The organism is Neobacillus drentensis (assembly GCF_036965425.1).
In the GTDB taxonomy this organism is placed as follows: Bacteria; Bacillota; Bacilli; order Bacillales; family Cytobacillaceae; genus Neobacillus; species Neobacillus drentensis_F.
Genome location: NZ_JBALPP010000111.1, coordinates 1 through 14,649 on the forward strand (window position 1 = coordinate 1; position 14,649 = coordinate 14,649).

A 14,649-nucleotide genomic window follows, 5' to 3' on the forward strand; every position below is an offset into this window, starting at 1 on the left:
TTACTATTTTACCTTATAATTTTAATAAATTAAAAAAATGCAAAGTAAAATGCCTGCAAAAAATGCAGGCATTTTACTCTTTATATAAGCAATTCGTTATCTGCTTTCGTGTATATACTAAGGATCGTATTTTTCAAACTCTTGGCTTCAAAAAACTGTTCAAATTCAAATGGGAAAAACAATCCAAATTCCTGCAAATTCGCAACATTTTTATCAAATAAAGTAGCATACTGTTCATCTAGAGGTGACGCCTCAAGAATGGAAATGATCGTTTGAATGCTGGTCATTACCTGAAAGGCATCCTTTAAGGTACTAAAATCTTCAACATGCTTCCCTGAAGTATGCAGGACCTTTAACTGTTCGAACTGAAAAATTTCCTCATCAGTAAAATAGAGTGGAAAAATATTAGAGTAAATATACCTCACAAGTTCACAAATTTCTTGCTCCTGACTTGGTGTCGAGGCAAAAACAATTTTCACTTATAACCCACCTTTGCCATCGCATAATTCTATCGTAATATATATGATAAGAATAACATAACAACCAATGAATAAAGTGTGGTAATTAATAGAAAGTAAAGGAGTACTTATGCTTAATACAATACGACAGGGAGATTGGCTGCAAATCATTATCCCAAAAGAGTGGGAAGGCAAAACAACTGATGAAATTTTCCGCCTTGAGTGGAAAGCTCCAAAAAAAGTCATTCATTCTTTTAGGATGGAAAAAAAGGTACGCTTGGAAGGAAATCGTGTAGATTGGAATTTGCCGCTTACATCAGGCATTAAACTGCAAATTCAAATTTTTGAGGAAGAAGAAATTCAGGTCACGCCACATTACCATGAAATCGATGTTTTGTTCGAGGATGATCATTTCCTTGTTATCAATAAGCCGCCGTTTATGAATACTCATCCAAATGATACAAATACGGAAACAAACACTTTAATCAATGCCGCCTCTTTTTATTTATTGTCACAAGGTGAAATGAAAAACGTCCGCCAAATCCACCGCCTAGACCGGGATACATCGGGAGCAATCTTGTTTGCTAAGCACGTTTTAGCTGGTGTAATCTTAGATAGAATGCTGGAAGAGCGCCAAATAAAGAGAACCTACCTTGCAATGGTTCATGGCTTAATCCAGAGAAAAAAAGGGACCATTAATGCTCCAATAGGGCGTGATCGCCATCATGCAACCAAAAGAAGAGTTTCTCCTTCTGGACAGGCAGCTATTACCCATTATCAAGTATTAAAAGATGTTAAAGTACGGAATCTGTCATATGTAAAGTGCTGGCTGGATACCGGGAGAACACATCAAATCCGCGTTCACTTAAGTCACATTGGCCATCCTTTAGTTGGAGATATTTTGTACGGAGGAAAACCACTTGTAAACAGGCAGGCCCTTCATGCCGCAAAGCTTGAATTTGTCCATCCATTTACACAAGAAAAAATCAGCTGTCACGCACCTTTTATCGATACTCCAGCTATTTTTGATGATATTGATGTATATTCGATATAAAAAGATAAAGCCTCCCGTATTGGGAGGCTTTTATTTCTTAATCGGCTCGTCTAAATGCCCTCATGATGAAGCTTAGCAGGAGAACGAGTACAGCAGCTCCAATTACCGCCGGGATGATGGCAAAATCAGCAACATGCGGACCCCAGTTTCCTAAAATCATTGTTCCAAGCCATGCGCCAACAAATCCAGCAATTATATTACCAATAATGCCACCAGGAATATTTCTTCCAACGATTAGACCTGCTAACCATCCAATGATACCACCAACGATTAATGACCAAATAAAGCCCATTACGAACACTCCTTTTTAGTTTTCACCTATTTTTAAAGCGTCTGAGCCTGCATTTCAGGCAGTGGGTGAAGAAATTGAATTCTTCCTGCCTGTACCTATAAATTACCCAATTTTTATTTTATTACTCATAGAAAGAATAAAAACCGGATTCAATGAATCCGGTCTAGATTATGGTAAATCAATCAGCATTAATCTGCTTTTATTAACAGCATTGATCTTTAATTCAGTAGTATCTTTTATCCGAGCAGAATCGCGCTTATTCAGCTTATAATCTTGGTTTAGTTCTACATCTCCCTCAATCACAAAAAAGAATATCCGCCGATTCTTTTCTTGTTGAAAAGTCAACTCACTACCCTCATCCAAATCAGACAAATAAATGGTTAAATCTTGATGGATACCAGCTACTTTTTCGCCTGAACCATTTTTCGATACAATTGGTAACAGCTTATTTTTCATTTGATTTACATCAAATTCTGTTTTCTCATAGGATGGTGAAAGACCATTTTGCTCAGGCATAAACCATAATTGTAAGAAGTTTACTTCTTCTGCAGCTGAAGGATTTACCTCAGAATGAATGACCCCAGTTCCTGCTGACATCCTTTGAACCCCTCCAAAGGTCGTCACAGCACTTCGTCCGGTACTATCTTCATGCTTTAATTGTCCCTTTAAAACTATGGATACAATTTCCATTTCACGATGCGGGTGTGCCCCGAAACCTCTTAAAGGCTGGACAATATCATCATTTAAAACGCGCATTGGTCCAAATTGCATGTTAGCTGGATCATAGTATTCAGCAAAAGAAAAACTAAAATTACTTTTTAACCAGCCATGGTCGGCAGTGTATCTATTTTCAGCTTTATAAGTGTTTATCATCAGTTTCCACCTCAATTGTTTTTATAGTAGTATTCCAATATTTTTTGCACTTCACAATCTCAAAATCAAATATCTTTAATTCGAGATAATTATACTACCCGCGTCGAATTTAGTCAACTTCATACATAATGAAACATTTCTATGGAAAAAGTAAAAAAGTACTATTTAATATAAAGTGCTATTCAGAAAATTCTAATGTTAAGTTTTTGTAAATTTCGTTAAGATATGTTTCTTTTTTCGACATCTTTCCTTTAAAATAATTTTCGGTAAGTGTACAAACTTTTCATATGAATATTGGAGGTAATAACATGGCATTCAAAAAAAATGATAAGTTCTCGGTTTTATTAAATAATATTTCCGCTAACTTAAAGGAAAGTGCCAATTTCTTTACAGAATACAAATTAAAAAACGTGAGTGATTTAAAAATTTTCTCTGAAAAAATGAAAGAGCTTGAAACAAAAGGAGATTCCTACGTTCATGAAGTGATTAAAGAATTAAATGACGCCTTTATTACTCCAATTGAACGAGAAGACATTCTGCACCTCGCCATGAGTATGGATGATGTCCTAGATGGACTTGAAGGATGTTCAGCGCTATTTGAAATGTATTCTATTACTAGTGCTGATGATTTTATGGTTAAGTTTGTAGAAGCCATTCAGGGAAGTGTTCATGAAATCGATAAAGCAGTTGTACTTCTTTCCAATAAGAAGCTTACACAAATTAGAGAGCACGCCATCAAAATAAAAGATTTTGAATCAAAATGCGATAATATCTTAAGACAATCCATCAAAAATTTATTTACTGTTGAAAAAGACCCAATCCGCATTATTCAATACAAAGAAATTTATGAAAATCTAGAGGACATTGCTGACTACTGTCAATCAGTTGCCAATACTCTTGAAACCATTATTATGAAAAATGCATAAGGAGCTTAACTATGACCCTAATTATATTAATTGTAATTGGTGCCCTTGCATTTGACTTTATTAATGGATTCCATGATACCGCAAATGCAATTGCAACATCTGTTTCTACAAAAGCGTTAAAGCCCCGTCATGCCATCATTTTGGCTGCAGTAATGAACTTTGTTGGGGCGATGACATTTACCGGTGTAGCTAAAACAGTATCGAAGGATATTGTCGATCCATTCAGTTTAAGCAATGGTACTGTTGTAATATTAGCTGCCTTAATTGCTGCCATCGCATGGAATCTAATCACTTGGTATTACGGAATTCCAAGCAGTTCATCCCACGCGATTATCGGTTCCATTGCCGGTGCAGCTGTTGTAGCAGAAGGATTTAATTCACTTAACTATGGCGGGTTTTTAAAGATTCTCGAAGCACTAATTATTTCTCCTATTTTAGCGTTTGCCGTCGGTTTCATTGTTTATAGTATTTTTAAAATTGTTTTTAAGAATTTCAATTTAACAAAAACTAATCGAAACTTTCGTTATATCCAAATAGCTACAGCTGCATTACAGTCCTATTCACATGGAACGAACGATGCACAAAAATCGATGGGGATCATCACAATGGCCCTTCTCACCTCTGGTACCATTCAAAGTGATGAGGTTCCTTTTTGGGTTCAAGCATCCTGTGCAATTGCCATGGGTCTCGGAACCTCCATCGGCGGCTGGAAAATCATTAAAACCGTTGGCGGAAAAATCATGAAAATAAGGCCTATTAACGGGGTCGCTGCGGATTTAACTGGAGCTGGAATCATTTTTGGTGCTACTTTCATCCATTTACCAGTTAGTACAACCCACGTAATTTCTTCAGGAATACTTGGGGTTGGTTCTGCTCACCGTCTAAAAGGGGTTAAATGGGGTACTGCCCAGCGAATGATTATCACTTGGGTTATTACATTGCCAATTACCGCGGTTTTAGCAGGAATCTGCTACTTTATTTTAAATCTTGCTTTTTAACAGCGATAAAAAAGAGGAAGAAACTTTTGTTTTCTCCTCTTTTTTTATTTGTTCACTTCTAAATGAAGGCACGCTTCATAACTTAAATGTAAGAGGACAAGTTTTGAGGTGAAAATTATGCTTGAAAAAATATTCGCCATGATGATTGGTTCAATTTTATTAAGTTTAGGTGTAAACGGTTTTTTAGTCCCTTATCACTTGCTGGATGGCGGTGTAATTGGTTTAGGCTTAATCATTCATTATTTTTATGGATGGCCCACTGGACTCAGCATCATTCTCCTAAGCCTTCCCCTTTATGTTTTAGCCTGGTTTTTTGAAAGGCGTTATTTTTTCTACAGCCTTCATGGTTTAATTATTTCTTCTTTTTGTATTGATCTTTTTTCCTTTATTAACGGAAGAATCCAACTCGGTATTTTACCAAGCACAGTCATTGGCGGCTTGCTTGTTGGGATTGGCATCGGCGTCATGCTTCGTTATGAAACAAGTACGGGCGGGACGGATCTATTAGCCCAGCTGTTGACTAAATTTACTTCCATTAATATAGGAATTATCATTTTCTTAATTGATGGGTTGATTATAACAAGCGGTATTCAAGTAGTTGGATTGGAAAAATTTTTTTATTCCCTTTTGACAATAATTTGTGTTGGACTCATGACAACTGTAACTGTGGCAAGAAGACCGGAAACATATTAGAAAACCACCAGCAATTTTTGCTGGTGGTTTAGTTTTAATCAATCCATTTAGTCACGATTTTCTTAAAAACTTCATCATTCACAAGAATGCGATTCATCCAATATCTATCGTTGTTAGGAGTAATTGATCTTGGTGCAAGAATAGATGCACTTTTAAATCCACTTCTCTGAATCACAGCAGCTAATTCATCTTTTCCATTTCCATAAGGGTAGGCGAAATCTTCTACCTGCACTCCTAAATTTTTCTCTATCGTCTTTTTACTAAGCAAAAGATCATTCTCAAATGCGTGGAGATTACTTTCCAAGAAAAAGATTGGTTTCTCACCAACTAATTTATGCATGTCAAAAGTATGAGATCCCACCGTTGCTAGCCCGCTATCAACCATCTCTTGGAGTTGATCCCATGAAGTCAGTTGTAAATTGTCAAAATCCCTTCCAACATGTCCAGCAATCACAAACAAAGTAAAGGGTATATCATTTTCTTTCAAAATCGGAAATGCATTCTCATACATTGAAATGTCAATATCATCAAAGGAAACCCAAACACATTTTTCTGGAAACTTCCCCGTTGCCTGAACTTTTCTTATTTCATCTGAATTTAAAAATACTGCTTTTTGTTTTTTTAAAAACTTTATTTGTTTTTTAAAAACATCCTCATACACATTATATATGGTTAATTCATCTGTTCCTGTTAGGAATTCAACCGTTTTATTAAAAAAATTGTTTTTTCGTACACGATGGTAAGTTAAACCTAGACACCCGTTTTGGTCAAGTTTTTCTGGAAAACTCATCGCTGATTTAGAAAAATCCGTATGTATATAGAGATTACAGCCCCCAGTAATCACCAACAAAACACAGATGCCATAAAAATACTTTTTCAAAGCTGCCACCTAGTTTCAAATATCTTTTATGGGATTTTTCTCAAATACCACTATCCTTGATTGATGCAAAGATAGAAAATCTTCCTCACTCATTAGCTTAAGGCGTAATAAATCTTCTTTTGTCGTATTATTTGGCATTGATCTCCTTTTTAGTGGCCCAAACCTTTTCAAATTATAATTTTTCCAACTCAAAAGTCCGATATAAAATAAAAGCCAAAGACAGAAAACCATTAATAAAAAAGAACGAATATCCCTATTTGTCATCTTAAATGCTATCCTTATAAGACCTAAATATTGATCATTATAATCAAATAATGCACCTATAAAAAAAAGCAAAACCCCTAAGCAATAAATCCAAACAAAGATTGAAAAGAACGATATTATGATTTCCCTAAACCAATTGATCTTTGTGCGGATAATTATCTCGTTTTTCGATTCCCTCTGTCTGGACTTACCCATGTAGCATAACCACCCTTCATTCTTGATTTAATTGCTTTAGGTAGAGCAAACATGACGATAAATGCATTTAGAATCCAATAAATGACTGGATACCATGCTGCCCACAAGTAATACTTTGTTATATTGTCATACTTTGAATCGACTCTTATCGAGGCCCAAAGTTGGATTAGGCTCATAAAAACAAGGGCGAAGGACGAAAAAGTTAACCATATAAAAAGCTGTTGAATCGTAGAGACTGAAAAAAAATAATAAAGGGTGACAAATACCCATGAAAAGGACCAAATTAAACTAACCCATTGTTCAAGATAAACAGGCCAAATCCTTCTTTGCCGCCAATCTAATAAAATCCTCCAGTATTTCATCATCACTTCTTGTCCACCTTGAGCCCAGCGGATTCTTTGTTTCCATATGCCCCTTATCGTTTCAGGAACAAGCATCCAGCACAATGCACGTGGTTCATATCGAATGTCCCAAAATCGTTGCTGCAATTTCCAAGAAATGGATATGTCCTCTGTGATCATATCCCGATCCCATAAACCAACATCCACAAGTGCCCTTTTTCGAAAGGCTACAACTACACCCGAAACGGTCATAATTTTACCTATTATTCTTTGAGTTCTTTTGATCGCTCCTATGATCGACGCGTATTCTACAATCTGTAAACGACTTATTAATGTATCACGATTTCGAATTCTTGGATTTCCAGTCACCGCTCCTAGTCTTTCCCCCTTATGAAGGAAGTGGTAGATGAGATAGTGTGCTGCATATGGATCTAAAATAGCATCAGAGTCAACGCAGACTAAGAACTCTCCGTTTGAAGCATGACAGGCAATGTGTAAAGCATTGGCTTTTCCCCTATTTTCTTTACAATCAATCACTTTTAGATCGGAATAACGATCAACAAGGCGCCGAAGGATAGTGAAGGTGTGATCAGTACTCCCATCATTCACGGCAATAATTTCTTTTTTCGGATAATTGATTAGAGACAAATAGTGAATGGTTTCTTCAACAGTTTCCTCTTCGTTATAGCATGGTACTAAAATACTGATTAACGGCCATTCAATTTGGTCAAAATCAATTATGTCTTCTTGTTCACGATAATTAAAAAATAAGTGAGTACCCGCTATCCAAACCAAAGACATCATTAATGGATACCAAAACACAAACTCTGAAACATAACTAATTATTTGTTCCATTTTTTTCACCCTTCATATCTGGATAAGCTGCTCCTTCGATTTATTTTTTCCAATTTTATAAAAAAAGGACCCATAAATGGATCCAAAGTGAAATCACCTTAACATTTTTACCTTATCCGTACAGCTCTCCATCGCAGTTAGGATGGCTCCACGAAATTGCATTTTCTCAAGAGCAGCCACAGCTTCAATGGTTGCACCCCCAGGGGTACACACATTATCCTTAAGTTCGCCAGGATGAATACCAGTTTCCAGAACCATTTTAGCTGCGCCAAGAATAGCCTGAGCAGCAAGACGATAGGACTTGTCCCTTGGGATTCCTTGTTGAACTCCGCCATCTGCCATGGCTTCAATAAGCATATAAATATAAGCAGGGGAAGAACCGCTTATTGCTGGCACTGCATCCATCCATTTTTCTTCTAGTCGCTCAGTTTTTCCAAAGGTCTTGAACACGTGCTCAACTTCCATTAATTCTTCTTCACTAAGACGGTCATTTGGACAAATGACGCTCATTCCTTCTCCTACAAGGGAAGGCGTATTTGGCATGGTCCGAACTGCTTTAACCTTTTGGCCAAAGGCATGTTCAAGATCAACTAATGTAATGCCTGCCGCAATCGTTACAATAATTGTATCTTTTTTAATTTCATGCTTAATTTCCTCAATTACGGAGGTATGAAGTTCTGGCTTGACAGCAAGGATAAGAATATCTGCAAACCTTGCAACTTCAATATTATGTAAAGATGTCCTAATCCGGAAGTTCTCGGCAATTTTTTCAATCGTATTTTTTGTTGCTGAACTTGCCATGATGTTTTCACGTGAAATCACTTCTGATTTTACGATTCCTTCCATCATGGCCTGCGCCATTTTCCCCGCTCCAATAAATCCTATCTTTTTATTCATGCTCTCCACTCCCTATTCTTCTTACTTGTACATTTCATTTTCTAATATGATGACATTTTCTGCAAACGTTGTTCTGCCAACTTCTTTTGTATTTTCCACTAAGCGATAAATATTGTCACAGCATCTTTTTGCCCCTTTTACTAGTAGGGGCACTCCGATAACATCAATTTTTAATCCTCTCGAAAAAAATCCTCCCATTGACATTAAAAATGGTACCGTTGGGGATGTGTTGGAAAACACGATTTTTTCATCAAACTTAAATTTTTCTTGCAGCAATAAACTCATTTCTTTTAATGCCGGAACTACATATTTGTTTCTTTTCCGTCCAATTGTGTACACAGAATGTCCTTCTTCATCCACCCCGTGAAAAATAAGCTTGCCAAAATCCTGTTTCGTTAATTTATTGAAATACTTCACATTTAATATTTCTTCCGTTGTCAATTTCTGTTCCGATTGCGGCAATTTTTTTAAATGATAAGCAGCTGCCAAAGAAGTTGTATGTGTGCCACCATAATCATTATAGATATAAATCATGGTATCATCCTTTATACTTTTGTCTATTTTTATTATGGATGATTATTGAAAGATTAACCAAAAAAAGAAGCCTTTAGATAAACCTAAAAGCTTCTTTTGGAGAGATTATTTATTTAAATCCTTCGGCGAAAAAGCACCTGGAAGAAGATCTTTGACAAGAATTCTTTGGATATCACCCTTTAGATTGGTAAGAACCACTTCCATATCTTCATCACATAACTCAGAAATCACTTGACGGCAGGCGCCGCATGGAGGAACGGGCCGCTCTGTATCGGCCACAACTACAAGTGAAGAAAACTTAGTTATCCCTTCTGAATAGGCCTTAAATAATGCGGTCCTCTCTGCACAGTTGGTCATCCCATAGGCGGCATTTTCAATGTTGCAGCCATGAAATACTTGACCATCTCTAGATAAAAGGGCTGCGCCAACTTTAAATTTAGAATAGGGAACATAAGCAAACTCTCTCGCTTTATTCGCTTCGATCATTAAATCTTTTTCTTCCATTCTTGTCACTCTCCGCCGTGAAATATTAATGTTGAACTAATTTAAAAATCCATTCAAGTATTACGCCGCCAAAGTATACACCGAAAACACCAACGACTGCTGAGAATACTGGGGGTGCAGGTAATGGCAATTTTAAAAATTTAAACAGCATTCCAACAACTAAGCCAGCTAATAACGCCATTAATACATCTCTCATATTTTAGACCCTCTCATTAATTATTAGTAATTACTATAAGAAAGTTCACCTTTAGCGATTGATACACCAGAACTTGCGCCAATACGAGTAGCACCTGCTTCCACCATTGCCAGTGCATCTTCACGGCTGCGAACTCCACCGGAAGCTTTTACACCAATTTCAGGGCCTACTGTTTCACGCATTAAGCGAATATCCTCAACCGTTGCGCCTCCTGTTGAAAAACCAGTGGATGTTTTAACAAAGTCTGCACCTGCTTTAACGGATATTTCACATGCTCTTATTTTTTCCTCATTCGTTAATAAACATGTCTCAATAATAACTTTAACTAAAGCTTTTCCATTAGCTGCTTCTACAACTGCTCGAATATCTTTTTCCACTAAATCATTTTGTTTATCTTTAAGAGCTGCAATATTTATGACCATATCAATTTCATCAGCGCCGTTTTCAATAGCATTTATGGTTTCAAATGCTTTTGTCTCAGGTGTTGAAGCGCCAAGCGGGAAACCGATGACGGTACATACCTTCACTTCAGGTTTATCTGCAAGAATTTTAGCTGCCGTTCCTACCCAAGTAGGATTAACACAGACTGAAGCAAAAGAATACTTTTTAGCTTCTTCTGCTAATATTACGATTTCTGCTTTCGTAGCGTCTGCTTTTAATAATGTATGATCAATCATTTTTACAATATTTTGAGTCATGATTGGAATTCCTCCCCCGATTTTTAAAAACATTTATATTTAAATATTAAAGGTTAATTCTCACACTGTTACTATAGCAAAGACACTGAACATTTGTAAACACATTTATGAACAAATGTAAATTTTTTTATCATATATTCACATAAAAGACAAAAAACAGCTCAAAGGCTGTTTTTTTTAAGCTATTATTCCTTTTTATCAAGTAAGAATTGGGCCGTAAATTGATCAGTTACAAGAACATTTGCATAACCGCCTTTTAAAGCACCGTATATACCATCAATTTTGTTTGGGCCACCAGCGACAAGAATAGAATGCTCTTTCGCCCTTAGATCATTCAAATTGACTCCTAAGGTTCTTTGATTCAAGCTTTCGTTGCAAATTCTCCCATCCTTATCGAAGAAACGCGAGCAAATATCGCCGACAGCAGTTCCATACAATGATTCCAAATCACTTTCGGTAAAATACCCCAACTGAAATAGTAATGAATCTGTTTTTATTGATCCAATGGTAAACAAGGCAATGTTCGCCTGCCTGCCAAGTTCAAGGATTTTACGAATATGCCGATCTGCCTCCATTGCCTGCTTTACCACCACATGATCCACTATAGCAGGAAGTGGAAGATTGTGTGGGGTCGTATTATAGGCTTTACCAAAAAGATATAAAATTTCTGAGGCATACGTATTCGTTTCGGCATGGCTGACTCCACCTTTTAGCTGGACGACTTTTACATCTTTAACAAATTTCTGTTTCAGCTCTATTGCGATATGGTAAAGGGTTGTTCCCCAGGTCACACCGATAATGTCGTTATCCTTCACAATTTCATCAAGAAATTGGGCTGCTTTTTCGCCAAGATAGTTTTTGATGATATGGTTTTCAAATTGCGGAATTGATGCGACAATGGCTTTTTTTAAATTGAATTTTTTTTCTAATTGCTCTGACAAATTTTCAACATTTTCTGTAGGGTCCATGATGCTAATCTGAACGATACCATCACTTTTTGCTTGCTGTAATAACCTGGATACTGTCGGGCGGGAGACCCCTAAAACTTTGGCTATCTCGTTTTGATTATAATCCAGTAAATAATACAACTTGGCCGCTTCAATCACCTTACTTAATTTTTCTCGATCCATAGGTCCCACCTAAAAAGATATTTTCTTTATTGTATCAAAAAAAGGAACATAGTCATAATAATTTTACATTTGTAAAAATCAATATGAACATATTCTAATAATTACCGGCTTAGGAGTTAATTTAAACAGTGAATTTTCAAATTGATATAAGGGGAAAATTTATTAACCAACTGTTTTCCTTTGGATATGGAGTGATACATTGAAAAAATTTGGCGGATACATTTACCAAAATCGAAAATTGATTTTAGGACTATGGATGGCTATCATTATCTTTTTTGGATTTTTCGCTTTACAACTGCCTTCGGTTTTAAGTGGAAACGGCTTTGAGTTTAAAGGGGATTACAGTGAAACAAGGAGGATTCTAGAGCAGGACTTTGGTCAGCCCAAATCGTCGATTATCTTGGTTTTTGAAAAAGAAAAACAAATAAGTGAAGAGAAATTTCATGACTTTATTCAAAATACATTTGATAAATTGAGAAATTTTGATGTTGCACACAAGGCAACAACTCCTTTTGAGCGTGATGGAATGCTAAACGGGAATTATGCCTATGGGCTGCTCACTTTTAATCAAAAAGCCGAAAGCCTTGGAAATGAAATTGATGAATTAAAAAAGTTCCTAAATAATAAAAACGGCTTAAAGGTTACCATAACCGGAGAACCCGTAATCGTCCAAGACTTAAATACCGCAAGCCAGGAAGATCTCGCAAAAGCTGAAATGATAGGCCTGCCAATTGCCCTCATTGTCCTTATCCTAGCTTTTGGCGGACTTGTGGCTGCCTCTCTTCCTCTTGTTATTGGCGTGGTTTCCATCTTAACAACTATGGGAGCTGTTTATTTTTTTAGCTATGGTGCTGATTTAACTATTTTTATTTTAAATATTGTCCCGATGATTGGTCTGGCTTTAAGCATTGATTTTGCGTTGTTATTAATAAACCGCTTTAAAGAGGAAATCGATTCGAAACCAATTCAAGAAGCAATTGAGATAACAGTGGAAACCGCCGGCCGTTCGATTATCTTTTCGGGACTTTGTGTGTTTATTGGTTTATCAGGGCTTTGGTTTATCAAGATTGATATTTTTCAAAATGTTGCCTTGGGCGGAATGACGGTTGTATTTTTATCTGCTCTGTGCGCTTTAACCTTTCTCCCTGCCATTTTGTCTATATTAGGTAAAAAGGTAAATAAATTAAGTTTACTGCCTGTTACAGATAAACAAACTAGTTTATGGTATAAGTTCGCTAAATTTGTGATGCGGCGTCCTGTTCTCATGTCGATTACGGCACTTGCAATTCTTCTTGCCGGCCTTATTCCAGTTAAGCAGATGGTCTTAACCATCCCTGGGACAGATTCATTGCCGGCAAAATATCCTTCAAGAGTAGCATTAGAAACCTTTAAGCATCAATTTATCGCTAAGGAGAAACGAGACGAGAAAAAAGTAACCATCGTCTTAACCACGAATGGAAATATCTTTGAAAAGAACAATTTTAATAAAATTGGTCAGGTAATAAATCTGATTGAGGAAGATCCTCTCGTCAATACTGTTAATTCCCCATTTTCAGTAACAGGAATAAACGACTCAGACCAGCTCCTTCAGTTTTTAACCACTGGGGACAAATCTAAAGTTGCACCGATAATAGACTATTTTATAAAAGATAATAAAATGCTTTTGGAGGTTTATTTAAAAACAAGTGAGCATTCTTCAAAAGCTCGAGCTTGGGTTGAAAAATGGTCAACAAAAGATTTAGGCTTGAAAGCTTCTTTTGGCGGCTCGATAAAATTTGAACAAGAAATCTTTACGGAAATTTATAAAAAAGCACCTTATGGATTACTTTTAATTGTTATATCCACACTTGTGATTTTGATGGCGGCATTTCGATCAATTCTTATTCCAATAAAAGCAATCTTAATGAATATATTAAGCCTTGGCTGCACGTTTGGCATTGTCGTTTGGATATTTCAACAAGGCCATTTGGGTATGACACCTGCAAATATTGCCTTAATTTTACCAGTATTTGTTTTTACTCTTGTCTTTGGGCTTTCAATGGATTATGAGGTCTTTCTTATCTCGAGAATTCAAGAGTTTTATCTAGAAACAGGTAATAACAGCGAGGCGACAATCTATGGCTTAACCTATACAAGCAAGATTATTACGTCAGCGGCGGCTATCATGATTGTTGTAACAGGGGCCTTCGCCTTTACAGGAGTCATGCCAATAAAGCAATTGGGTGTTGGGATTGCTACAGCCATTTTTATTGATGCGACCCTTGTCAGGATGGTTCTTGTCCCAGCCTTAATGAAGCTTCTCGGTGATTGGAACTGGTGGTTCTTCGGAATCAAAAACAAAAATCAATTGGAGAAACGAAAAAAGCCTGCCTGACTTTTCAAGGCTGGCTTTTCCCCTTTATCAAGGACTTCTTTTAAGACATAAATGAAAGGATGACTTTTTGTGGTAAATCTGCCTCACTATCAGTTTTTCTTTTTAAACGTTCACACGATGGCATTTCATACGAAAAATCCTCAACTTTTGCTGGAATGAGTCCCCTATCCTGTAATTGTTCAAATACTAGCTGCATTGCCTCCTCAGTAGAAATCGTTTTTTCTGAACCCTCCATTTGTAAGCAATCTACACATGTTTCGATAATATTTTCATCAATTTGTTCTTGAGTAAACACTAATTTAGCACCTGTGATATTTTCGACTTCCTGGTTTTCTAATTCAATAATGGTTGTAATGTTCATTTTTCCTTACCTCCACTTTTTTATGGCTTCATTATAAATCATTTTCACCTCCCTAATGTTTGAAATCTCTTTAGTTCGTTTTTTATTCAAATGTTTTTGACAAATTTCTGTCCATTTTCATTACTC

General features: G+C 36.4%; 18 protein-coding genes. 5 read left to right on the forward strand and 13 right to left on the reverse strand.

Going from position 1 to position 14,649, the window contains the following annotated elements; all coding sequences use genetic code 11:
• Positions 1 to 80: 80 nt before the first annotated feature.
• Entirely contained in the window at positions 81 to 479 is a 399-nt protein-coding gene (locus tag V7161_RS23975) for a YhcU family protein (protein ID WP_335715332.1), read from the reverse strand.
• 109 nt (positions 480 to 588) lie between these two features.
• Between V7161_RS23975 and V7161_RS23980 the strand changes: the two genes are divergently transcribed.
• Positions 589 to 1,512, forward strand: a complete 924-nt coding sequence (locus V7161_RS23980; RefSeq protein ID WP_335715333.1) for an RluA family pseudouridine synthase — start codon at positions 589 to 591, stop codon at positions 1,510 to 1,512.
• Between the two features lie 37 nt (positions 1,513 to 1,549).
• Here V7161_RS23980 and V7161_RS23985 read toward each other — a convergent pair whose 3' ends face one another.
• Together V7161_RS23985 and V7161_RS23990 are read right to left on the reverse strand one after the other, a co-directional pair.
• Entirely contained in the window at positions 1,550 to 1,804 is a 255-nt protein-coding gene (locus tag V7161_RS23985; protein WP_335715334.1) for a GlsB/YeaQ/YmgE family stress response membrane protein, read from the reverse strand.
• A 168-nt stretch (positions 1,805 to 1,972) separates the two neighbouring features.
• Positions 1,973 to 2,677: a pirin family protein gene (locus V7161_RS23990; protein WP_335715335.1), complete on the reverse strand. Its 705-nt coding sequence runs from the start codon at positions 2,675 to 2,677 to the stop codon at positions 1,973 to 1,975.
• 308 nt (positions 2,678 to 2,985) lie between these two features.
• On the opposite strand from V7161_RS23990, the gene V7161_RS23995 reads away from it, so the two are divergent.
• From V7161_RS23995 to V7161_RS24005, 3 genes are all read left to right on the forward strand, one after another.
• Positions 2,986 to 3,603 carry a DUF47 domain-containing protein gene (locus tag V7161_RS23995; RefSeq protein WP_223593039.1) on the forward strand — a complete coding sequence of 206 codons (618 nt, stop codon included), beginning with the start codon at positions 2,986 to 2,988 and terminating at the stop codon, positions 3,601 to 3,603.
• Positions 3,604 to 3,614: 11 nt separating this feature from the next.
• Positions 3,615 to 4,601 carry an inorganic phosphate transporter gene (locus V7161_RS24000; protein ID WP_335715336.1) on the forward strand — a complete coding sequence of 329 codons (987 nt, stop codon included), beginning with the start codon at positions 3,615 to 3,617 and terminating at the stop codon, positions 4,599 to 4,601.
• Between the two features lie 117 nt (positions 4,602 to 4,718).
• Positions 4,719 to 5,294: a YitT family protein gene (locus tag V7161_RS24005; RefSeq protein ID WP_335715337.1), complete on the forward strand. Its 576-nt coding sequence runs from the start codon at positions 4,719 to 4,721 to the stop codon at positions 5,292 to 5,294.
• A gap of 34 nt (positions 5,295 to 5,328) precedes the next feature.
• Here V7161_RS24005 and V7161_RS24010 read toward each other — a convergent pair whose 3' ends face one another.
• The 9 genes from V7161_RS24010 to V7161_RS24050 form a co-directional block, all read right to left on the reverse strand.
• Positions 5,329 to 6,174, reverse strand: coding sequence for a polysaccharide deacetylase family protein (locus tag V7161_RS24010; protein WP_335715338.1), 846 nt, complete (start codon positions 6,172 to 6,174; stop codon positions 5,329 to 5,331).
• A gap of 15 nt (positions 6,175 to 6,189) precedes the next feature.
• Positions 6,190 to 6,633, reverse strand: a complete 444-nt coding sequence (locus V7161_RS24015; protein WP_335715339.1) for a hypothetical protein — start codon at positions 6,631 to 6,633, stop codon at positions 6,190 to 6,192.
• Positions 6,594 to 7,829 carry a poly-beta-1,6-N-acetyl-D-glucosamine synthase gene (gene pgaC, locus V7161_RS24020; protein WP_335715340.1) on the reverse strand — a complete coding sequence of 412 codons (1,236 nt, stop codon included), beginning with the start codon at positions 7,827 to 7,829 and terminating at the stop codon, positions 6,594 to 6,596. The genes V7161_RS24015 and pgaC overlap by 40 nt, the downstream gene beginning before the upstream one ends.
• A gap of 93 nt (positions 7,830 to 7,922) precedes the next feature.
• Positions 7,923 to 8,726, reverse strand: a complete 804-nt coding sequence (gene proC, locus V7161_RS24025) for a pyrroline-5-carboxylate reductase (RefSeq protein ID WP_335715341.1) — start codon at positions 8,724 to 8,726, stop codon at positions 7,923 to 7,925.
• A gap of 21 nt (positions 8,727 to 8,747) precedes the next feature.
• Positions 8,748 to 9,260, reverse strand: a complete 513-nt coding sequence (locus tag V7161_RS24030) for a DUF3189 family protein (RefSeq protein ID WP_335715342.1) — start codon at positions 9,258 to 9,260, stop codon at positions 8,748 to 8,750.
• A gap of 105 nt (positions 9,261 to 9,365) precedes the next feature.
• A complete protein-coding gene (locus V7161_RS24035) occupies positions 9,366 to 9,764 on the reverse strand; it encodes a cytidine deaminase (protein ID WP_335715343.1) in 399 nt (132 codons plus the stop codon).
• A gap of 25 nt (positions 9,765 to 9,789) precedes the next feature.
• Positions 9,790 to 9,960, reverse strand: coding sequence for a DUF1427 family protein (locus tag V7161_RS24040; RefSeq protein WP_223593049.1), 171 nt, complete (start codon positions 9,958 to 9,960; stop codon positions 9,790 to 9,792).
• A 23-nt stretch (positions 9,961 to 9,983) separates the two neighbouring features.
• The gene (gene deoC / locus V7161_RS24045; protein ID WP_335715344.1) at positions 9,984 to 10,658 is read right to left on the reverse strand and encodes a deoxyribose-phosphate aldolase; all 675 of its coding nucleotides are present in this window, start codon (positions 10,656 to 10,658) and stop codon (positions 9,984 to 9,986) included.
• A 185-nt stretch (positions 10,659 to 10,843) separates the two neighbouring features.
• Positions 10,844 to 11,788, reverse strand: a complete 945-nt coding sequence (locus V7161_RS24050; RefSeq protein WP_335715345.1) for a sugar-binding transcriptional regulator — start codon at positions 11,786 to 11,788, stop codon at positions 10,844 to 10,846.
• Positions 11,789 to 11,987: 199 nt separating this feature from the next.
• On the opposite strand from V7161_RS24050, the gene V7161_RS24055 reads away from it, so the two are divergent.
• Positions 11,988 to 14,162 carry an MMPL family transporter gene (locus tag V7161_RS24055; RefSeq protein WP_335715346.1) on the forward strand — a complete coding sequence of 725 codons (2,175 nt, stop codon included), beginning with the start codon at positions 11,988 to 11,990 and terminating at the stop codon, positions 14,160 to 14,162.
• Positions 14,163 to 14,202: 40 nt separating this feature from the next.
• On the opposite strand, the gene V7161_RS24060 is transcribed toward V7161_RS24055, so the two are convergent.
• Entirely contained in the window at positions 14,203 to 14,523 is a 321-nt protein-coding gene (locus tag V7161_RS24060) for a hypothetical protein (RefSeq protein ID WP_335715347.1), read from the reverse strand.
• Between the last annotated feature and the right edge of the window lie 126 nt (positions 14,524 to 14,649).